The sequence below is a fragment of the Maridesulfovibrio salexigens DSM 2638 genome, assembly GCF_000023445.1.
Taxonomy (GTDB): domain Bacteria; phylum Desulfobacterota; class Desulfovibrionia; order Desulfovibrionales; family Desulfovibrionaceae; genus Maridesulfovibrio; species Maridesulfovibrio salexigens.
Genome location: NC_012881.1, coordinates 3,962,927 through 3,984,429, shown reverse-complemented (window position 1 = coordinate 3,984,429; position 21,503 = coordinate 3,962,927). Strand labels below are relative to the sequence as shown.

The 21,503-nt window shown below is 48.3% G+C and carries 20 protein-coding genes; 12 read left to right on the top strand and 8 right to left on the bottom strand.

Annotation, left to right across the window (positions count from 1 at the left end):
• Positions 1–13: 13 nt before the first annotated feature.
• Together DESAL_RS18140 and DESAL_RS18135 are read right to left on the bottom strand one after the other, a co-directional pair.
• On the bottom strand, positions 14–1,066 hold the full coding sequence (locus DESAL_RS18140) for an alpha/beta hydrolase (RefSeq protein WP_015853422.1): 1,053 nt from the start codon (positions 1,064–1,066) through the stop codon (positions 14–16).
• A gap of 12 nt (positions 1,067–1,078) precedes the next feature.
• Positions 1,079–2,266 carry an iron-containing alcohol dehydrogenase gene (locus DESAL_RS18135; RefSeq protein WP_015853421.1) on the bottom strand — a complete coding sequence of 396 codons (1,188 nt, stop codon included), beginning with the start codon at positions 2,264–2,266 and terminating at the stop codon, positions 1,079–1,081.
• A 174-nt stretch (positions 2,267–2,440) separates the two neighbouring features.
• Here DESAL_RS18135 and DESAL_RS18130 point away from each other — a divergent pair, with 174 nt between their 5' ends.
• Together DESAL_RS18130 and DESAL_RS18125 are read left to right on the top strand one after the other, a co-directional pair.
• Positions 2,441–3,319 (top strand): AraC family transcriptional regulator, encoded by an 879-nt coding sequence (locus tag DESAL_RS18130; protein WP_015853420.1) that lies wholly within the window; start codon positions 2,441–2,443, stop codon positions 3,317–3,319.
• A gap of 148 nt (positions 3,320–3,467) precedes the next feature.
• Positions 3,468–4,430, top strand: coding sequence for an FCD domain-containing protein (locus DESAL_RS18125; RefSeq protein WP_015853419.1), 963 nt, complete (start codon positions 3,468–3,470; stop codon positions 4,428–4,430).
• 38 nt (positions 4,431–4,468) lie between these two features.
• Here DESAL_RS18125 and DESAL_RS18120 read toward each other — a convergent pair whose 3' ends face one another.
• On the bottom strand, positions 4,469–5,386 hold the full coding sequence (locus tag DESAL_RS18120) for a LysR family transcriptional regulator (protein ID WP_245543761.1): 918 nt from the start codon (positions 5,384–5,386) through the stop codon (positions 4,469–4,471).
• Between the two features lie 105 nt (positions 5,387–5,491).
• On the opposite strand from DESAL_RS18120, the gene DESAL_RS18115 reads away from it, so the two are divergent.
• The gene (locus DESAL_RS18115; protein ID WP_015853417.1) at positions 5,492–6,337 is read left to right on the top strand and encodes a DUF169 domain-containing protein; all 846 of its coding nucleotides are present in this window, start codon (positions 5,492–5,494) and stop codon (positions 6,335–6,337) included.
• Between the two features lie 62 nt (positions 6,338–6,399).
• Here DESAL_RS18115 and DESAL_RS18110 read toward each other — a convergent pair whose 3' ends face one another.
• The 5 genes from DESAL_RS18110 to DESAL_RS18090 all read right to left on the bottom strand — a co-directional run bounded on the left by DESAL_RS18110 (position 6,400) and on the right by DESAL_RS18090 (position 13,366).
• Positions 6,400–7,476: an ABC transporter ATP-binding protein gene (locus tag DESAL_RS18110; RefSeq protein WP_015853416.1), complete on the bottom strand. Its 1,077-nt coding sequence runs from the start codon at positions 7,474–7,476 to the stop codon at positions 6,400–6,402.
• 8 nt (positions 7,477–7,484) lie between these two features.
• Positions 7,485–9,146, bottom strand: a complete 1,662-nt coding sequence (locus tag DESAL_RS18105; RefSeq protein WP_015853415.1) for an ABC transporter permease — start codon at positions 9,144–9,146, stop codon at positions 7,485–7,487.
• 2 nt (positions 9,147–9,148) lie between these two features.
• Positions 9,149–10,150 carry a Fe(3+) ABC transporter substrate-binding protein gene (locus DESAL_RS18100; RefSeq protein WP_015853414.1) on the bottom strand — a complete coding sequence of 334 codons (1,002 nt, stop codon included), beginning with the start codon at positions 10,148–10,150 and terminating at the stop codon, positions 9,149–9,151.
• 317 nt (positions 10,151–10,467) lie between these two features.
• A complete protein-coding gene (gene gad / locus DESAL_RS18095) occupies positions 10,468–11,865 on the bottom strand; it encodes a glutamate decarboxylase (protein ID WP_015853413.1) in 1,398 nt (465 codons plus the stop codon).
• A gap of 49 nt (positions 11,866–11,914) precedes the next feature.
• Positions 11,915–13,366: an amino acid permease gene (locus DESAL_RS18090; protein WP_015853412.1), complete on the bottom strand. Its 1,452-nt coding sequence runs from the start codon at positions 13,364–13,366 to the stop codon at positions 11,915–11,917.
• A gap of 637 nt (positions 13,367–14,003) precedes the next feature.
• Between DESAL_RS18090 and DESAL_RS18085 the strand changes: the two genes are divergently transcribed.
• The 9 genes from DESAL_RS18085 to DESAL_RS18045 all read left to right on the top strand — a co-directional run bounded on the left by DESAL_RS18085 (position 14,004) and on the right by DESAL_RS18045 (position 21,419).
• Positions 14,004–15,557, top strand: a complete 1,554-nt coding sequence (locus DESAL_RS18085) for a BCCT family transporter (protein ID WP_015853411.1) — start codon at positions 14,004–14,006, stop codon at positions 15,555–15,557.
• A gap of 114 nt (positions 15,558–15,671) precedes the next feature.
• Positions 15,672–17,552 carry an alkaline phosphatase family protein gene (locus DESAL_RS18080; RefSeq protein ID WP_015853410.1) on the top strand — a complete coding sequence of 627 codons (1,881 nt, stop codon included), beginning with the start codon at positions 15,672–15,674 and terminating at the stop codon, positions 17,550–17,552.
• Positions 17,553–17,759: 207 nt separating this feature from the next.
• Entirely contained in the window at positions 17,760–18,041 is a 282-nt protein-coding gene (locus DESAL_RS18075) for a DsrH/TusB family sulfur metabolism protein (protein WP_015853409.1), read from the top strand.
• 12 nt (positions 18,042–18,053) lie between these two features.
• On the top strand, positions 18,054–18,452 hold the full coding sequence (locus tag DESAL_RS18070; protein WP_015853408.1) for a DsrE family protein: 399 nt from the start codon (positions 18,054–18,056) through the stop codon (positions 18,450–18,452).
• An 11-nt stretch (positions 18,453–18,463) separates the two neighbouring features.
• Positions 18,464–18,796, top strand: a complete 333-nt coding sequence (locus DESAL_RS18065) for a DsrE family protein (protein WP_015853407.1) — start codon at positions 18,464–18,466, stop codon at positions 18,794–18,796.
• Positions 18,797–18,816: 20 nt separating this feature from the next.
• Entirely contained in the window at positions 18,817–19,248 is a 432-nt protein-coding gene (locus DESAL_RS18060; protein ID WP_015853406.1) for an OsmC family protein, read from the top strand.
• 110 nt (positions 19,249–19,358) lie between these two features.
• On the top strand, positions 19,359–19,940 hold the full coding sequence (locus DESAL_RS18055) for a hypothetical protein (RefSeq protein ID WP_015853405.1): 582 nt from the start codon (positions 19,359–19,361) through the stop codon (positions 19,938–19,940).
• A gap of 187 nt (positions 19,941–20,127) precedes the next feature.
• Positions 20,128–21,132 carry a DMT family transporter gene (locus DESAL_RS18050; protein WP_015853404.1) on the top strand — a complete coding sequence of 335 codons (1,005 nt, stop codon included), beginning with the start codon at positions 20,128–20,130 and terminating at the stop codon, positions 21,130–21,132.
• Between the two features lie 11 nt (positions 21,133–21,143).
• The gene (locus DESAL_RS18045; protein WP_015853403.1) at positions 21,144–21,419 is read left to right on the top strand and encodes a hypothetical protein; all 276 of its coding nucleotides are present in this window, start codon (positions 21,144–21,146) and stop codon (positions 21,417–21,419) included.
• The last annotated feature ends 84 nt before the right edge of the window (positions 21,420–21,503 follow it).

The window sequence follows — 21,503 nt, the reverse complement described above, 5'->3', positions numbered from 1 at the left end:
GTGGTTCGAAATCTTATTTCAGAGCCTTGCTGAAGAACTCTTCCATTTTGTCAAAGGGGATCATGTCTGTGCGGTCATAAAGATCAATGTGTCTTGCTCCGGGAACAATCACGAGTTCTTTCGGTTCCGCCGCCTGCTTGTATGCATCTTCAGTGAAGTAGCGGGAGTGTGCTTTTTCACCCATGATGAACAGGATAGGTCTCGGGGAAATGGTCTCGATGTAGTTCAGCAGGGGGAAGTTCATGAAGGCCATGTTGCTTGTCGCAGTGAATGGGCCGTGGGATCTGGGATGGTGGCCGCGTTTCATTGCATAGTATTCCCAGAATTCACTGCTGATAGGATCGAGTCCTTCGGGAATGGAGTCTGTCGCTACTGAGGGGAATCCTTCGGGCAACATGGGAGTTCCGTTTTCGAAATCCTTCCAGCGCTGTTCGCCAAGCTCGTCGAGGACCTTGTCGCGTTGCTCAGCAGTCATGGTGTCCTGCCATCCGTTGCGAAAAAAACGGCTCATATCATACATGCTGGCAGTGGCGATTGCTTTGATGCGGTGGTCGACCTGTGCTGCTTTCAGGGCAAATCCGCCGCTGCCGCAGATACCGATGGCACCGATTTTGTTGCGGTCCACAAAGGGGCGTGTTCCCAGAAAATCAACTCCGGCACTGAAATCTTCAGCGAAGATGTCGGGGGAGGATACATGTCTTGGTTCACCGCCGCTTTCGCCGTTGAAGGATTCATCAAATGCAATGGCTACGAAGCCGCGTTCCGCCATTGTCTGGGCGTAAATGCCCGCACCCTGTTCCTTTACTCCCCCATAAGGAGTTCCGATAACAAGGGCTGCGTACTTCTTGGACTTGTCAAAGTCCTTGGGTTTGTACATGTCGGCAGACACGGTGATTCCGTATCTGTTGGGGTAGGTGACTTTTTCGTGGATCACTTTATCACTCAGGGGAAAGGTTTTATCCCAAGTCATTTTATCCTCCGCAAAGGCTATGTTTAATGTCAGGACAAGAGTCAGGAGCACTGTCGTGCTGATGGTCAGTCCGGTCGCAAAAGATTTAATTTTCATTGTCGACTCCTTTTAAAGTGCGCTTTTGAGCACTTCGACGATGTCTTCTGTGGTCATGGGCGGGCGTCCAAGCAGCTTGCCGTCTTCATCGCGAACAACGAGGGCCGCGTCTTTTGCGTACTGTTCAAAGAGTTCGCCGGTAATATTGACTTCAGAGAGGGTGGTCGGACATCCTATTTCGCGCAGGAAGGTCTCGTAAGCATCAATCCCTTCCATTCCCAGAGTCAAAGCGTCTTTGCCTTCTGAGGAAAGTCCGAAGACGCGCTGAGCAAACTGGGCAAAACGTTCGGGGCGGTATTTTGCTGCAAAGCGCATCCATGCAGGACCAACAATTGCCAGACCTGCGCCGTGGGTTAGATCATGGTGTGCGGAAAGGGCGTGTTCGATCATGTGCATGGGAGCGAGCATGTGAACTCCGGCCTGAACCCAGCCGTTGAGGGCTACGATGGAAGCCCATTGAACATGAGCGCGTGCTTCAAGGTTCTCATCATTTGCAACCGCTTTACGTCCGTATTCAATTGCGTTGATGATGACGCCTTCTGCAAAACGATCCTGAATCGGTGTTCCGTCAACACCGTTGAAGTAGCCTTCCATTACGTGGGTGATGATGTCGCATACGCCGTAGGCTGAGTGGTTTTGCGGTACGCTTACTGTCAGTTCCGGGTCGACTAATGCGACTTTGGGGAAAAGCAGCGGAATCTGGATGAATGATTTGATTTTTGTTTCATCATTGGTGATGACCGCACCGCAGTTGGCTTCGGAACCTGTAGCGGCAAGTGTGGGTACGGTGATAACCGGAAGAGTTTCGGTGGGGATGTATACTTCTTCCTGTCCATGCAGGATCATATCCCACGGATTGCCGTCGTAGAGGGCTGCTGCTCCCATGACTTTGGCTGCGTCCATGGTGCTGCCGCCGCCGAGGGCAATGATTACATCGCAGCCTTCATCTTTGGCGATCTTCGCGCCTCGGGCGACAGAGGTGATGCGCGGGTTGGGTTCTACGTCTGTACACTCAACGTAGGCAAGCCCTGCGCTTTTCAGGCTTTCCACTGCCTTGTCAAAAGCTCCGGTTCGCTTAACGCTTCCGCCACCGGTTACGATCATGGCTTTTTTGCCGTATTCACTTACAACTTCGCCAAGACGGGCGATGGTTCCTGCTCCGAAAATTATTTTAGTAGGATTCTGGAATTCAAAATTCATTGGTTACTCCTTTGTTTGACTTTGTCAGTTAAAGTCTTTTTAAGGAGTTCCTGAGTCCTCTTGAACACACATTTCTCTTTAAAGTTTGCCTATTCCTCTACGGAGATCTGTTTTATGTTGAATAAATGGGCTGTATAGGGTTCAAAATCTCCAGAGAGAAAGGAGGATATGCATATGTCTGAATTAGTAAAACTGCTGGAAGAGTTGGCAACCGAAGATGGCGGTGCCGTTGAATCACGATATAAGGGCGTAAGGTTTTTTAAAGAAACTGAACCGGTCCGTGTAAGGCCGATGATATATAACCCCGGAATCTGTATTGTTGCTTCCGGGTATAAAATGGCGCACATCGGGGGGATGTCTTTCCGCTATGATGCGGAAAACTATCTGGTAACTTCTGTGGCGATGCCCTTGGAGTGCGAGTCTTTTCCCAGCGAGGATGAGCCTTTGCTAGGCCTGTATATTGATATCGATATGGCTCAGCTTAATGACCTGATCAATCAGATGAATCTTCAGTGTAAAATTGCGAAGCTTGATGAGAAGGATTATCCGTTCGGTGTCGGCCCGTCTGTCATGAGTGAAGATATGAAGGACGCAGCAATTAAGCTGCTCAAGGCCCTCCGTTCAGAAACAGAGGCAAAGATTCTTGCTCCGGGATTTGTTCGTGAAATATATTACCGGGTTCTTTGCGGCAGTCAGGCTCCGGTGCTTTATTCACTTGCTCGCGGAAGCAATTCTTTTTCACAGGTGGCTAGGGTCATCAGTATAATGGAAGGCAGCTATGATCAGAAATTTGATGTGCAGCAACTGGCTGATTCCGCGAACATGAGTGTTTCAGCCTTCCATAAGGCTTTCAAGGAAATCACTGCGGATTCACCTCTTCAGTATCTCAAGAAGATCAGGCTTTCACGAGCCAAGGATTTGATCATTCAAGAAAGGATGAAGGCTTATCTTGCAGCAGACAAGGTTGGCTATGATAGTCCTTCTCAGTTCAGCCGTGAGTTCAAGCGTTATTTCGGGCAGAGTCCGGCGGATGTGATCAGGGAGACTCGGTAAGATTGTTTTATTCCGATATTTTGAGCTCCGACGTGACTATATATTTTGCAGGATATTTCATAATCCAGTAGGACAAAAATTAATGATTTTGTTTGCGATGTGCAGCTTTTCTTTATCCATGTGACTAACAAGTCTGAGGAAGTTAATCATGAAATTGTCTCTTACGCCCGAGCTTGAAAAGATAATCAACGGGAAAATAGAAACAGGGCAGTATCAGGATGGAAGTGAAGTAATCCGTGAAGCTTTACGTTTCATGCTGTCCCATGAAAAGTTTGTTCATAAAGTGAGCAATCAAGTTGATCATGTTGAAATTCCATTAACGGAAAATATAAACTCTGCGACAGATACTGCCGAGCCTCCCTCTTCAATATCACCAAACCAGTTTTGTCCTGACAGTTTTTTTTCAGAATACAAGAAGAGGTCAAGCGTAGAGCATGTTTTTGATCATTTGCGGGAGAATATTTATCGTGGCGAATTAAAGCCGGGGGAATTGCTTATTTCCGCAAAAAGAATCGCGGAGTTGATGAAGGTTTCTCTTCTGTCAGTTGATGAGGCGATAAAGCTGCTGGTTAAATACGGATACCTGGAGAAAAGGAAGGACAATGAGTATTATGTGAGTTCGGTAGAAGAGCATAATCCTCTTCAGTTGTTCTCGTCCGTCATGACGCCTCAAAAATCTTCTCTGGATGAACTTCTGGAAGTCCGCCTTGGGCTGGAAACATATGGAGTAGGGCTTGCCGTAGATAGAGCCGATGAACGCGATATCAAATTCATGCAGGAGGCTTTGAAAGAGCTGACACTTGGCCGCCCTGACAAGAATAAAGCTCAGGAAGCGGACATTAAATTCCATATGGGAATAGCCTTTTCAACACATAATCTGGTCCACATAGAATTGATAAGGCGTTTTTACGACTACATGTTTCACAGCATCAGCACCTTGCATTCGCTGCTCTATGAAGAATCACATAACTTAGAGATTATTGATCAGCATCATTATAAAATTTTAGACGCTATCATAGGCAGAGATAAGAAAAGTGCTGAACGCTACATGCTGCAGCACATCCTTTTCTTGAAGTCGTTTATTAAAGAGAAGAACTTAAGTCGCGTCTAAGGTTTTTAATCCAAGGGAATGCTCTTACATGATCTGAGCTACAATAAAGCATAAAATTCCTGAATGTGATCCAGAAAAATTCGTATCCTTTGCGGTAGCTGAGCTGAGCCGGTGACTATGTGGACATCATGCTCGAATCCACCGCTCCATTCCGGTAGGACTTTTATCAATCTTCCTTCTCTTTCGTATGGCTCTGCCTCCTGCCTTCTGATTAATGTCAGTCCATGTCCGGCAAGTGCGAAATCCCGGCAGATGTCCACTGAGCTGAACTTGTACTTTGGCTCTATCTGAATCGTAACCTGCCGTTTACCATTGAACATCGGCCAGCGACTTCCGAAGCGTTCTAGAACAATGCAGGGGATGTTGTGCAGATCTTCAGGCATTTCAGGCATGGGATAACGGTCGAATAATTCCGGCGAGGCGTAGATGAAAGGTTCGATCCGCAGCAGCTTTCTGGCAATAAGTGGCGGAGCAATAGAAGGCCCGATGAGAAAAGCAGCATCGTAAGGTTCCGTGCGCAGATCAACCGGATGCTCCACAAAGGTAAGTTCCAGCCTGATATCCGTGTATTTGTCGGCAAAACCTATCAATGCTTTTTTCATGTTCCGGTCATACAGATCGCGGAACATACATACCCTCACCAGCCCTGAAGGACTTTTCATATTATTCACAACGGATTCATAAGTCCGCTGTGTTTCTCCAAGTATGAACTCGCAGCGATCAAGCAGAATCTGTCCGTTATCAGTCAGTTCCACATTACGGGTGTCCCGGTAGAATAGAACGGCTCCCATCCTTTCTTCCAGTTGCTTTATGCGTCTGGAAAGAGTCGATGCTCCAATGTTGAGTTTTTCCGCTGCCTTGGTGAAACTTTTTTGTCGCGCCACTTCTACCAGTAATGGTATGTCATTAAGAAAATCCTGCATAATTATGCCCATATTTGGAATAGAGATTTCCATTCAGTCTGTTTATTTTATCTATGGGCATGGTATGAAAAGGCATCACATAAGGCAATATGTCTGTGCTGAGATATCTTTTTTCATGACCAATCAGAGGAGGAAATCATGACAATGCAATCCATTCTTGATGACACCAAGACCTTCATGGATCATTTGGGGTTGGGCGAAGAACCTTTCGGAGTTTTTTACAGCGATACCAAACCGGAAAATGGATATGGTCCCAAAAAGGGAATCCCTATCTCCCGTGAATTGGAAGAAAGCGGTAAACTGGACATGCAGGAAGTCATGAAGACCTTCTCCTGTGTCATTGGCAACATTTGGCTGGCAAGAAAGAAACGTGGTGCAGCGTATATTTCAGCTGAAGAATACGGCTGTCCTGGAGGAGTCTATTACTGTTCCATGATGAAACCGCATCTTCGGTTCATTGAGCACTATGTTTCTACCGGTTTTGAAGGTACGCCCCTGCATGGAGAGCGGTATATGTCCAACCCGGATGCAATGCGGGAATTCATGCTCAAGGTGAATCCGCGCAAGGCTCCCGCTAAATATTGCATCTTCAAGCCTTTGTCTCAGTTTTCCGATGCTGAGAAACCGGAGTTCGTGATCTTTTTTGCCCGTCCTGAAATTTTAACCGGACTCTTCACCCAAACTGTGTTCACAACCGGGGACATGGAATGTGTTGTATCTCCTTTCGGCGCAGGTTGTACCAATATTCTGGGCTGGCCGCTCTATTACAAGGAGCAGGGATTGGAAAAGGCTGTGCTGGGCGGTATGGACCCATCAGCCAGAAAATTCATGAAAACAGATGAGCTTACTTTCACCGTCCCCTTGGGCTTGTATGAGAAAATGCTCGCTGCTTTGCCGGATTCCATGTTCAATCATGAAACTGATTGGAAGAGCGTGCGCAAAAAAGTGGATCGTAGCGCCAAGGCTTGGGGCGAAGAAGGATAAAAGTATTAAGAATTAAAAAGGCTGCCTTCCGAATTCGGAAGGCAGCCTTTTTAATTTACAGCTTATCTTGGACATTGCTGTCCGGCATCCATGCTGCTGTCAGCCGGAAAAAGGACAAGGTCTTCCACCTCTTGGTATATGCCGATTCGCTGTCCCACGGCATGTTGGTGATGGCTGGGGACCAGTGACAGAATCTGTTCACCATTATCAAGCTTGAGCTTGTAGAGAATGTTCGGGCCGCGGAATGTCCTTGATAATATTTCTGCTCCGTAGGGGCTGTCGTCATTATGGATTACGTCCTCAGGACGGATGAGCAGTTTAGCCTGAGCACCGTTGTCAAAATTTAAATCAGTATCGGCTTTCAAGGTTCCCAAGGCGCACTGTATGTGGCCTTTTTCGGTAATGGATGCGTTGATGAATACTCCCTCTCCCACGAAACCGGCTACAGTTGGGTTGCTCGGATGATGGTATATGGAGTGGGGAGTATCCCACTGCTCCATACATCCACAGGAAAGCACACCGACTTTGTCCGCCATGGCAAAAGCTTCGTTCTGGTTGTGGGTAACCATAAGGGCTGTGATTGAACGGGCTTTCAAAATCTCCCTGATCTCAGTGGAAAGGTTTTCCCGCAGGGCGACATCCAGATTGGAAAAAGGTTCGTCCATGAGAAGTAGCTTCGGTTCCGGCGCAAGGGCGCGGGCAAGCGCAACCCTTTGTTGCTGGCCTCCTGAAAGCTCGTGAGGATATTTGTTTCCTGCGCCTTCGAGTTCCACGGTTTTAAGGAGGTCTGCAATGCGCTTTGATTTTTCACCTGAAGACAGCTGCTCTATACCAAAGGCAATGTTTTCGCTGACGGTAAGGTGCGGAAAAAGGGCGTAGTCCTGAAAAACCATACCGATGTTTCTTCTTTCCGGTGGAATAGTCTGCTCTCCGGCAACCATTTGCCCTGCAATAGAAATGGAACCTGTTGCAAGATCCTCAAAGCCGGCAATGGTTCGGAGCAGAGTGGTTTTCCCGCAACCGCTGGGTCCCAGCAGGCAGCCTATTTCTCCTTTTTCAAGGGAGAAAGTGACATTCTTTACTGCGTGGAATTGATCATAAAATTTATCAATATTCTTTACTTCTAACAGAGCAGTCATGGTTACTCCTATTTATCCATCTGCCTGGTCAGCAGCATTACCGGAAATAATCCGACAAGGATAAGAACCACTGCCGGAATTGCAGCAAGTTCCCACTCCCCTTCGGAAGTGTATTCAAATATTTTCACTGCCAAAGTGTCCCATCCGAAGGGACGCATCATCAAAGTGATAGGCATTTCTTTCATTACATCCACCAGCACAAGAATTGCTCCTGTGAGCAGACCTTTCCTGAGCATGGGAATGTAGATCCGGCGCAGCATGGATATTCCGGTTGCACCCATGGTGCGTGCTGCTTCGCCAATGGAGGGAGTGATGCGTTGAATGGCACTGTCCACTGCTCCGAATCCGGCAGCTAGAAAGCGTATCCCGTATGCCGCGATCATAAGTCCCAGCGATCCTTGGATCATGTTGCTTGTGTCGATCCCAACAGGTTTGAGCAGGCTGGCAATGTTGCTGTCCAGCCATGCAGCAGGGATGAAAATACCGACAGCAAGTACAGTTCCGGGCAGTGCATATCCGAGAGTGGCGATGCGGGTGGACCAGTTCATAAGCGATCCGGGGTCATTTCTTTTGGCAAAGGAAAGGGCAAGGGCGGCAACAGTGGTAATTGTTGCCCCGGCAAGTCCAAGCAGCAGAGTATTTAAACTGTATTCAAAATATCGTGCGAGATCGGTTTCAACAGCTTCAAATCCCCACTGCATGAGTTTAATGCATGGCAGGGCAAAGGCGAGGATGAATACCAGCGCACAGCTTGAGAACGCCAGCCATTTCCATGGTCCTGATAACTTAAGGCGTTCTGCTTTATTGCTTCGTCCGGCTTCGGTGTAGCGCATCTTGGAGCGCATCTTTTGTTCGGCTACCAGCGCGGTCAGGATGATGATCGCCAGCAATGAAGAAAGCTGAGCCGCACTTTCAAGGGAAAACATGCCGAACCATGCTTTGTAGATGGCATTGGTAAAGGTATCGTAATTGAATATGGAAACCGCGCCGAAATCAGCGAGGCTTTCCATACAGACAAGCACTAGTCCGGCTGCAATGAACGGGCGGGCCATTGGCAGGGCTACCTTGAAAAACGCTTTTGCCGGGGAGTGGCCCAGAGTTCTTGCCGCTTCAATGGCGGTTCGCCCTTGGGTCATAAATGCACTGCGGCTCATCAGGTAAACGTATGGATAGAAGGCAAGGGACAGGATTACGGATACTCCGCCGAAGTTGCGGATGTCGATGAACCCTATGGATGGAAATATGGACCTGATGAATGTTTGAACTGGGCCGGTAAAGTCGAAAATTCCAAGGTAAACAAAGGCGAATACGTATGGAGGAATGGCAAAAGGAAGAACCAGTGCCCATGCGAAAAATTTGCGTCCGGGAAAGTCGCAGGCTCCGGTCAGCCAGCCGAGGCCTACACCGCTTATGGTGGTAAGGGGAATGATGCAGGCGAGCAGCAGAACTGTATTAACAGCTAAAGTGCCCAGCACATTCTCAGCCAGATGGGACCAGATTTCATGATTGGGCGTAAGGAGATAGCTGAGGATTACCAGTACTGGTACCGCTGCAACAACAGCAAGTGCTCCGGCAAGGGTAAACCATGCCGGAGACTTGATCCGAAATATTTTCCGCCGGGGGGCTGGAGGAGCTCCCCCGGCAGCATTAGAGGTAATCTCTTGAGCCATTGTTATTTGTATCCGGCGCGATCCATAAGTTTGATTGCTTCAGCCTGATACTCGCCGTATTTGGAAACGTTCATGGGGTTGCCCTTGAACTCTCCCCAAGCAGCGACAACAGGATCGGTTTTAACTTCGGGGTTAACGGGATATTCCATGTTCAGGGATGCGAATTTCCCCTGTGCTTTTTCAGAAGAAAGCCATTCGAGAAGTTTTAGGGCTTCTTCCTTATGTTTGGCATGGGTGGTAACGCCCGCTCCGGAAACGTTCATGTGCACGCCGCTTGTTTTCTGGTTGGGCCAGAAAATTGCGAGGGGAAGATCGGGGTTCTTTTTGAGCAGACGGCCAAAGTAGTAGGTGTTGACCACAGCAACGTCACCTACTCCTGCAAGAACAGCTTCGAGAGCCTTGGTATCGCTGGAGAAGGGAACTACGGGAAGGTTTGCTACCCATGATTTAACGATATTTTCAGTTTCAGCTTCGCCTTTTTCCGCGATGAAGGAGGCTACGAGGGACTGATTGTACACTTTTTTGGAAGTTCTGAGCAAGAGGCGGCCTTTCCATTTGGAATCGCCAAGGGCTTCGTAGGTGCTGAGTTCTTCGGGGGAAACTTTGTCTTTGTTATATACGATTGTGCGTGCGCGTACAGAAAGTCCGGCCCAGCGGTTTTCAGGATCACGCAGATGAGCGGGAACATTTTTTTCAAGAGTTTCCGATTTTACAGGTGCCAGCACACCTTCGTTTGCTGCATGCCAGAGGTTACCGGCATCAACAGTGATAAAAAGATCTGCGGGGGTGTTTGCACCTTCAGCCTTGATTCTTTCGAGCAGGGCTCCGGCTTTACCGGTGATGTATTTTACTTTGACTCCGGTTTCCGCAGTATAGGCGTCAAAGAGCGGTTTGATGAGATGTTCTTTACGTGCAGAGTATACAACTACTTCAGTTGCAAATGCTGCTGCGGACCATGCCGCGACCATAATTGCTGTGATAGCAAGGGTAATAAGTTTTTTCATTTTATTTTTCTCCCTAAATGGTTTGGTTGTGACTTTGAAATTGAATTTCAATAACAGATAATGACGGTATGGAATTATGTCAAGGGAGGCAAGTGAGTGACTGCTTTTAGTTTAATGTGCAATATTTTTGATTGTTTATGTGTTTTTTGCGCGGATGTTTTCGGCTAGATGCTGTAAAAAATATACCAAAATAGTATAGTTTTTAATTCATCTTTGAATAAGGCGCTAAAATCATGTGAAATTATATTTTAAAAAAATTAAAAAAAGCAGAACCCGCTCCAGATTCTACTTTTTGGAAATCTGGAGCGGGTTTATTGCTACTTGGCAGAACTGTGAGAATATCCGCCGTATTCAGCTCCGAGGGAGTTGGTTACCGGGTTCTTTTTAAAGTAATCCAGACATCTTTTCATGTCTTCGATAAGCAGCGAGCCGAGGTCGCGGCTGACACCGTGACGAACAAGAATGCGCATCAGCACCAAGTCTTCGCGGTGGGCGGGCATGGAATAGGCCGGAACCTGCCAGCCTCTGGAGCGCAGCTTGTCTGATAGGTCGTAGCAGTTGAATCCCGGGTTGCTGCCTTCTTTCAGGGACCATGAAACAGCAGGAATACCGCCTCTTCCATTGTAAACAATGTCGAATACTCCCAGCTTATCAATTTCATCGGCAATGTATGCGGCAGTGTCATAACAGGCCTGATGTATTTTGCGGTAGCCTTCTTTGCCCAGACGCAGGAAGTTGTAATACTGGGCCACAATCTGGCCTCCGGGTCTGGAAAAGTTCAGGGCGAATGAAGGCATATTGCCGCCCAGATAGTTGACCCAGAAAATAAGATCATCAGGAAGGTCTTCGCGGTCGCGCCAGATGATCCAGCCTACTCCGAGTGGGGAAAGGCCGAACTTATGGCCGGAAGTATTGATGGATTTCACCCGTTTGATCCTGAAATCCCACTCAAGGTCCGGGTCGCAGAACGGGGCGATAAAACCGCCGCTAGCACCGTCCACGTGGACAGGGATATCAAGTCCGGTTTCTTCCTGAAGCTTGTCCAAAGCTTCGCAGACTTCTTTGACCGGCTCGTAATCACAGGTGAATGTTACTCCAAGGGTAGGCACGACTCCTATGGTGTTTTCGTCGCAGCGTTTGATCACTTCTTCAGGACTCATTATCAAACGGTCCTTTTCCATGGGGATTTCGCGCAGTTCAACATCCCAGTATTTTGCGAATTTATGCCAGCAGATCTGGACCGGACCGCAGATCATATTCGGTTTGTCCACAGGTTTGCCTTGGGCTTTCATCTTTTCACGCCAGCGCCATTTCATAGCCATGCCGCCGAGCATGGCTGCCTCGGACGAACCTGTAGTGGAGCAGCCAAGGGTGTTTGCTGCATCAGGTGAGTTCCAGAGGTCGGCCAGCATGTGCACACAACGATTTTCCAGCTCAGCCGTCTGGGGATATTCATCCTTGTCGATCATGTTTTTGTCCACGCACTCATCCATGAGCTGGTGGATTTCAGGGTCTACCCATGTGGAACAGAAGGTAGCCAGATTCTGGCGGGAGTTACCATCAAGCATCAATTCATCATGAACTACCTGATACACATCTCTGGGAAGGTGTTCTTCTTCAGGGAATTTGTATTTGGGCATGGTCAGGGAGAGGTCCGATGAGGCGTAAATATCATCCAGCAGTTCTGCCCTTATCTTGTCCTTTTCGTGCAGCATGTCATGGCTCCTGATTTATTTGTTGATTTAGAAATGATGCCGGGGCCGATTAGCGGTCCCGTTTCCACTCTGGTTTTTTTAAGGCGTTTATTAATAAGGGCAGACCAATAAATACAACCATGCCTGCGGCCACAAGTGCGACATATAGTGCCGGATTACCTACTTTAAGGTTTGTGGGCGGGAAGAATCCGACGATCAGGGCAAAGCAGACTCCCAAGAGGCCGATTCCGGCAACAGCACATAGACCGACCAGTCCTCCCGGAACCTTATAGGTTCTTGGCAGATCGGGGCGGGTATAGCGCAGTTTGATGGCTGCAGCATACATCATGATGTACATAACCAGATACAGAGTAACGGTCATGGCTGAGATCATGAAAAAGGCCACGCTGACATTCTCCATGACGAAATACAGTCCGGCGAGCAGACTTACGATCACAGCCTGAATCATGAGGATATTGATGGGCATCCCGTTCTTGTTGGTTTTTGCGAGTATTGGGGGAAGCTCTCCCTGATCAGCAGTATGCAAAAGCCCGCGGCTGGGGCCGCTGATCCATGACATAACCCCGCCGATGGCACCGAAGGCTACCAGCAGCCCGATTACCGGAGTCATAAAACTAAGGTTGAATTTTGAGAGAAGCATTTTAAAGGCTTGCATGAGACCCGCTGTCAGGCTGATTTCATGAGCCGGAATTACTGCAGCCACGCAGAGTGAACCAAGAGTAAAAAGCAGGAAGATTATAGCAGCTGCCAGAAACATGGATTCCGGGAATTGCTTGCCCGGATCTTCAAGTTCGTTGGCATGAACCGCATGAACTTCCACACCGGCGAAAAGAAGGATGATACCGGCAAGGAAGGCTACACTTCCAAGTCCGTTTATGCTTGGAAAGAGCCTTGCGTGAGGAAGTTCGCCTGCTGCTTTTTCTGCAGCTTCAACTGCCGCTGATACCTGTAGGAATTCCAGGGGATTGCCCATATTGACCCACAGCAGTCCGAGCACAATGATCAGGATTCCCGGCAGCACAGTTCCCAGCAGGACTCCGTACTTGGTTACCTTGCTGACAATATCTGTTCCGGCAAGAGTAATGAAGGTTGCCCCCCAGTATGCGACCAGAATTACGGCACCGGTGTATGCGCCGCTGTTGGCTAGCTCCGGGTCCATAAATAAGTACGCCAGTGCTCCTGCGGCAAATCCAAGCACCGTTGGGTACCAGACAACATTCTGGATCCACTGTAACCAGATTGCCGTAAAACCCCATCTGGAACCGAAGGCTGCTTTTACCCATGTATAGACTCCTCCCGATTCTTTGGAGAAGGCTCCACCCAGTTCTGCTGCTACCAGTGAGGCTGGAATGAGGAAGATAAGAGTGGAAAACAGGATGTAGAAAATCATGGATAAGCCTTCTCGGGCCATCATAGGAAGACCACGCAGACTGCATACTGCCGCTACGGTCATCATTGAAAGGGTAAACACCGACAACTTTTTTTTCGCAGGACTTGGCATAAGCAGTATTCCTTATATATTCTAGTGGTATCCGTGATAAAACCTGTACAACCTTCTTCCAATGTTTCTTCAAGGGTTACAGTTAACTTAAATTTCTACGACACTGAGTGGAAAATATCAACCGAGATAATAAAAATGTGTGTTACTTTTGGTTTTTAGCAATGTTAATGGTTAAGCTTGTGCATAAATAAGTCTGCCCTTGTTACTTTTGTATTTTACTTAGATTGGAAATATACTCATAGGGTGTGATATATAGAGGGTTGTGGTTATAAGTGACATTTTTTGTTTTATGACGACAAAAGCGTCGTGCGGCTGTTTGGGCACTGATAACCGGGCGATTTGTCCGTTCTGAAGTAATTTGCGACACTATCGTCGCATGCGTCTGAGTATGTAAATTTGGCTATTGCGCCAACTTTCACAAGCGGCACGTGGGTTTTCGTGAGTCCTTACTGTTTTGGCCCGCTTATTGCTCAAAGGGAAGCGATGCGGCTGCAGACGCATTAGCATGTGTATCATGCGCCAAAGGGGTGATTGCCGGATGACCGGCAGTTGCAAAATAGCACAATCAACAAATGCTCTTTACTGAAAAGTAAGTTATATAAAAGAGTTGCAAGCGTACTGACTTAAGGGAGGAAGTATGGCTACAAATGGTAAAGGCGAAGGGGCGGACCTTCGACCTGATTTAAAAATCCTTGTCCCGGCTACGCTGGTGCTTCTTGGCATCATCGCTTGTTCTATTCTTTTCACCGAGACAAGTGAAAAAGTTCTCAAGGCGGCATATGGCGCTTTTGCTCATAATACCGGAACCATATATCTGTGGGTAACCGTTGGTATGATGCTCCTGTGCGCTTTTTTTATGTTTTCCAATTACGGTAACATCAAATTCGGCGCAGAAGATGAAGAACCAGAGTTTAACAACTTCTCATGGATTGCTATGATGTTCTGCTCCGGTGTTGCCGGTGCGGTTATGTTCTGGTCGATTGTTGAGCCTTTGTTCAACCTGGCTTACCCTCCTAAATTCGCTGAACCCCTGAGCAGGGAGTCTTTTGAGTGGGCAATGTCCTACGTCCTGCTGCACTGGGGGCCTGTAACCTGGCCTTGGTACATGGTTACCGCTCTGCCCATCTGCTACATGTTCTACAAACGCAAAAAGCCTGTTCTCCGTATCAGTGCAGCAGCAGAGCCTATTCTCGGTGAGAAAGTAAACGGCGGCATCGGCAAGGGAATCGAGATTTTCTTCATCATCGGTCTCATGTTTTCCAATGCCGCGGTTATGGGTGTTTCCGTACCCATCGTAAACCATGCGCTGGCTAAGACTCTCGGTACTGAGCCCAGCTTCACCATGGAAATGATCATCCTTGCAGTCAGTGCAGTTATCTTCACAGCCAGTGTTTCCATGGGCTTGAAGAAAGGTATTAAGATCCTTTCCGATACAAACGTTGTTATTGCTCTGTCCATGGTCTTTTTCTGCCTCGTGGCAGGTCCCACTGTTTTCATCATGGATAACTTCACCAACTCCTTCGGGAACATGGTGGGCAACTTCTGGGAAATGATCTTCTGGACCGATCCTTACACAGACGGAACCTTTCCTCAGGACTGGACTATCTTCTATGCTCTGTGGATGGCATCCTATGGTCCTTTCATGGGCCTGTTCATTGCCCGCATCTCTCGCGGACGTACTGTAAGAAACGTTGTCGGCATGGGTCTGGCTGGCGGTATTGCCGGTTCCTACATGATCCACGCTGTATTCGGTGGCTACACCATGTGGGCTCAGCTCAACGGTGTTGTTGATGCTGTAAGCGTTCTCAAAGCAAGCGGTGGTCCTGCTGCTCTTGTTTCTGTATTGAGCACCCTGCCTGCAGGCCACTTCGTACTCATCGGTTACTGCGTCTTTTCCACCATCTTCCTGGCAACCAGTGTAGACTCCTGCGCATACGTAATTTCTTGCTCAGCGACTACCAAGCTGGTTCCCGGACACGAACCCACCCGCGGTCACCGTTTTTACTGGGCTGCCGTTCAGGCCGGTCTGGCACTTGCGGCGATTACCCTAGGCGGTCTTGGACCGGTTAAGATCTTCGCGAACTTCGCCGGGGCTCTTATGCTTATCCCCATCGGATTTGCTGTAGCCGCATGGTTCAAGATGGTTAAGGAAGATAACGCGCTGCTAATGTGTTGCAAACCTAAGAAATAAACAACCTCGCGTAGCAAAGGGAAAGACCCTTGAGCCCTGACGGATAACCCTCTCAGGGGTCTGCCCTTGCGCAAGAGAAAAAACATAAGTAGTTGAAATAAAAGGAGAAATGAAATGGCAGCTAAAGCGAAAAGAGTAGCACTGCTCGGATTTGACTGCGCAATCCCCAAGAGACTCGAAGCTCTTATTGAAGAAGGCGCACTGCCCAACTTTAAAAAGTTCAAGGCCGAAGGCTCTTACATGACTGAAGGGTACAACATGCCCACAGTTACTCCGCCTTCCTGGGCTACCATCTGCACCGGTGCATTCCCCCGCACCCACGGCGTAGAGGACTACTACTATTACAACGAGGGTGAATCCCTTCACTTCTCCAAGTGCGTTCAGGCTTTCGGTTCCGAAATGCTCCAGGCTCAGACTATCTGGGACGCATGGGATAAGGCCGGTAAAAAGTCCATCGTAGTCAACTACCCCACCTCCTGGCCTTCCAAAATGGAAAACGGCATCATGGTTCAGGGTGAAGGTCTTTCCCCTGCTGAACACCGCTGGCAGATCGAAGGTTACGAACACAAGGAATGGCTTTGTGCTGAATCCTGCGTAGCTACCGATTTCTACCCCATCGGCGTTCAGGCTCGTTTCGAAGAAGCAGAAGGCTGGAAGAACATTCCCGAAGATGTTGAAGATCAGGAACCTCTCGAAATGGTTATTCCCATGGAATTCGGCCATGCTATGGATCCCCTCAAGCCCCAGACCTGGTACGGCCTGACTTGGGAATCCGATGATGACGGTTACGATGTCTTCGCTCTTTGTCCTGAAAAAGACTTTTCCAAAGCTTTCTTCACCATCAAGCTGCGTGAGTGGTCTGATGTTATTGAGCACCAGTTCCCCATCGAATCCGATGGACGCATTGAGCCCGGTTACTTCCGTTGTAAACTGATGGAACTTTCCGATGATGCAGATGAGTTCAAACTGTACATTTCCGGCATCAACGGAACTAAAGGTTACTGCGCTCCCGCTGACGCTCTGAAGAACGTAGATTTCAACAAGAACATTGTTGCAAACGACATGGGCTTCGTAGGTCATGCTAACGGAATTATTGATGATGAAACCATTCTTGAGCTGGCTCAGTTCCATTCCGAATGGCTGACCGAAGTTCTGACCACTCTCATGAAGGATAATCCTGATTGGGATCTGATTTACATGCACACCCACCTCATCGACTGGTTCTACCACGGTTTCCTCGACAAGATGGACAGCGATGATGAAGCTGTGCGTGAACATGCCTACAACCTTGAGCGTGCAATCTACCAGATCGAAGATAAATACCTTGGCAAGATGATGGAAATTATCCCTGATGATGCCCTGACCTGCCTGATCTCCGACCACGGTGCAACCCCCATCGGCCCGATCCTCAACACTGCAGAAGCACTGAAACAGGCTGGCCTGACTGCTTATGAAGCACGTGAAGGTGAAGGTAACTTCTTTGATGAGTCCGAAGGTTTCAACTACGAACTCATCCCCGAGAAATCCAAAGCTGTTCCCCAGCGTTACATGTTCGTCTACGTAAACCTCAAATCCAAGTACCCCGGCGGTATCGTTGAGGACGAAGATTACGAAAAAGTACGTAACGAAATCATCGATGCACTCTACGACTACAAACACCCCGAAACCGGTGAGCGTCCGGTAATGTGCGCAATCCCCAAAGAAGACGCAAAAGTCTTCGGTATGGGCGGCGATCAGGCCGGTGACGTTGTTTACGTTCTCAAGCCCGAATACATGGCTGAACACGGTTACGGTTTCCCCACCGGTGAGTCCGGATGCGGTTCTCTGAAAAACGTCATGATGTGGCGTGGACCCGGCGTAAAGCAGGGCTTTGTTTACGACCGTCCCCGTTGGCTGGCTGACGTTGTTCCTACCTTCTGCCACGCAACCGGCAACCCGGTTCCCGCAGATACCGAAGGTGCAATCTGCTACCAGATCTTCGAAGACGATAAGTAATTATATTTGACCCCCCATGGGTCATTTCACACCCGATTCCGCTTACGCGGTGTGGTTTCTCTCTCGTGAACCACACCGCAAGCGGGGCCCGGATTCAGCGGAACTTCGGCCCGTTCGTCCCGGACCCCGGAAAAGGGTGGGGCATTTTTGAAACAATCCCGCAACTCCAGTGAGGGGGGAGTGGGGAAAAGAAATGGAGAACACTTAATGCTCTTTTTCGTAAATAAGCCGGAAGAGAAAGTCCTTGAGCGTATTGCGCTTGTCGGCGGAGATGAGGACAAAGCTCTGCTTCTGGTTGGCGATGCCGCAGTACTAGGCACTGCCCACTGGGAAGAAAAACTCGAAGATATGGATGTGGAAGATATCTACGTGGCTAAAGATGCCGTGGATGCCCGCAACATTGAACTCAGCGACAACTGTGAAGTAGTGGACTACGCCCAAATGGTCGACCTGCTGCTGGGCAGCGATGAAAAAGTCGTTTCACTTTAAGGAGAATGTGAGATGTCCAAGACTCTGACCATCATGCTTATGTCCGGTTCCGCTGAGAACGAGGATGCACAGTTTGCAACCAACCTCGCAGAAGCGGCCCTTGAGAAAGGGCACAAAGTACAGATGTATCTTTTCGGCAATGCCGTAAATATTTCCAAGAAAGAAGAGCCCATTGAAGGCGATCTGCATATCGCTGCCAGACTTGTTGATCATATCGAGCCTACCAAGAACTTCGAACGCGTGGCCAGTCTGATTGAAAAAGGTGCTGATATTTCCACCTGCCACACCAACGAACATGCTCGCGGCATTGAATCCAAGGAATACGTTGAAGGCGTAAAATGGGGCGATGTCGGCGGTTCTTTCACTAAATATCTGATGACTTCGGACGTTCTTCTGTCCGTGGGCCACTAAGGAGGAATGTCATGATCAATTCCGCATGTCTGGTCGTATCCAAGCCTCTCGGTGTGGAGATTTCCGCTCTCGGTATCCGTACTGCATGGGCCTGTCACCAGAACGGCTTTGAATGCAAGCTGGTTTTCGCTGAAGAGGGTGTTTGGTGTCTGACTGATAAGCCCGGCTACCACAACTCCATGATCAAGGATTTCCTTGGCGAAGACGGTGAAGTCGTCTGCGTTCGCGAAGACCTTGAGAAGCGCGGCATTGATGAAGATGCGCTGGTGGATGGCGTTGAACTCATTGATGCTGATGAAGTGGCCGAAATTTGTGAAGATTTTGAAACTGTCAACTATTTCTAAATGAATTTGAGGGAAGGAAAATGTCCAGAGTAGAATTCGAACGTCTTGATGAAAACCGCGATTGTTTCAAAGTGGGTGCTAAAGCTGTTCCTGAAATCATCATGGATTTCTCCAGCATTACCCCTGAAGAACGCAATCAGGAGAGCATGGGTTCCCGCATGCTCGGTGTTGCCGCTCTTGCCTGTTACACCAACACCTTTGTCAATGCTCTCGAGCGTAACGGCGCTGAAGTAAAGTCCATGACCGGTTCTGCTGAAGCCAGCAAGGACAAAGACGAAGTCATGCGTACCCGTTACACCGAACTGGAAATTACTATCGAAGTAGGTCTTGACGAGAAGGACCGCGAAATTTTCGAAACAGTAAAAGACAATATGCTCAACGGTTCCCTGCTGACTTATTCCCTCGAGGAAGGCATGGAAGTTGACTACAACCTGTCCATGAAGGCCGTTTAATTTAAACGACTTAACCAATACATAAAAAAATAACTATTAGGGATTCCAAAGGCCTGCAGCCGTTAGGCAGAAGCGCATCAGATCCCGACATAATTCAAGGAGAAAATAAAATGGCAGATAAAAAAGTAATCCTCGTGGCTTGTGGTTCCGCAGCAGTTGACGCAGACGGCGCAGCTCTCAAAAAATTCATGAAAAAGACCGCTTCCGTAGCTTCTTTTGACAATGCAGACGTTGCAGCTGCAGCTTCTAAAATCGAAGGTGCTGCAGTTGTTGCTCCTGAAGGCATTGCTAAAGTTTTCGAAGAAGACGGTGCTTTCGCTGTTGTTGAACTCGGTGATGCTGACGGCGCTGCTCTCGAAGCTGCTGTTGCTCAGATTTCCGAAGCTGCTGACCGCCGCACTCTGATCGTTATTGCCTGCAACGAAGGTCTCTACTTCGCAGGTCTCGGTATCAACAAGAAAGCCGGCAAAGTTGAACGTTCCGCTAATGCTTCCGATATCATCGCAACCATCTGCTACATCGCTGACCTGCTCGTTCCCGCAGACTGCACCGGTGGCGTTCTCTATCAGGTTCTGAAAGATCCCAACATGAAGATCAAAGAAGTAACCAAGCTCAAAGAAGCTCTCGCACGTATGGAAGTTGCCCTGCAGCGTGACAACCGTGAGCCTTGGGACAAACACGACTGCGCATAGCATGTCCGTCTTATAGGATGATTTGTTTCTAAATGATCATAGGGGCCGGATTCTTCCGGCCCCGTGTAACCTGAATCGTTACAATGGGTAATCCAGGATCGAATGTATATTCGTATATATTTGAAGGCTGGATTTTTGAGTATTCGGTGCCGTCTGCTCCAGTCGGTACAGTATGAGGATTGAGCTTATGAACACTGGTGTTGCGGCAACTATGGAGGTCTTGAAGTTTAAACGCGATATTTCGTATGCAAAACGAGGCCTTTTCTGGGGATTGCTATCAGGCATAGCCTGGGGATTTGACGGTGTGGTTCTGGGATTGGCATTTGCAATTCCAGCCTTTGCTGATGAAAGTTTGTGGCTGCTGGCCCCGCTTACTGTGGCTGCCCTCCATGATGTGTTCTGTGGAGTATGGTTGTTGCTCTACAATTGGCTAACCGGCCGCAGCAAAGAGTTGTGGAGAACATTTAAAAGCAAACCAGCACGAATGGTTGCTTTTGGTGCTGTCTTCGGCGGTCCTATCGCAATGTCCAGCTATTTTATTGGAGTTAAATTTGCCGGAGCGGCATATGTGATGCCTATCACCGCCTTATACCCAGCGGTAGCATCAATCTTTGCTGCAATTTTTCTTAAGGAGAAGATTTGCTTAAGGGCATGGTTCGGTCTTGCCTTATGTGTCTGCGGCGGGATCATAATTGGCTATACCCCCCCTGAGGGAGCAATCGGAACTGAATTTTATATCGGGATCATATTCGCATTGCTGGCTACTTTAGGGTGGGGTGTTGAAGGTGTTCTGGCCACTTCCGGAATGGATTTTCTTGATCCTGTTGTCGTTATGAATGTCCGGCAGATTACTTCTTCTGTTGTTTTTATGTTTATCGTACTTCCTCTTGCCGGGGGCTGGTACCTGATTGGTCCGGCACTGACCAGTGAAGTGGGTTGGGTTTTTCTTGCTGCATCCCTCTCTGGTGCGATCACCTACCTGTATTGGTATCTTTCCATGAATATGACCGGGGTGAGCCGGGCAATGGCATTGAATATTACATATTCCCTGTGGGGAATTCTGTTCAGCGCTATTTTTACTGAAGTTGAAATCACCTCTTCCCTGCTTTTCGGAGCGGCAGTGATCACTATTGGCATGGTTATGGTTGTTGGAAATCCAAAAGAAATGATTAACCTGCGTAATGTAGCGTAAAGGTGAACAAAATGAATATGCCCGCAAATAAACCCTTGAAGCTTATGGTTGCTGAAATGTTCGGAAACGGTGAACCTCTTGATGCCAAAGGTGTTCATGAGTTGGTGGCTTCTCACTATCCTGATGAAAGTTACTGTTCTCCACAGATGATTCAAGAGCTTTTGCTGTCCTTGAGGGCTGTTGGAATCCTTCATGAAGAAGGTTCTTATGTGGATGACAAAGGGGAGCTTGTTTCCGTCTATCGTATTTCAGAATACGGATTGGATAAACTCCACAAGGCTCAATAGCGACTTTCGGCTGGCTCATGAACTGGGTCAGCCGTTTTTTTAAAGGATATATTACATGCATAATTGTATGCTTTTTTTGCTTGC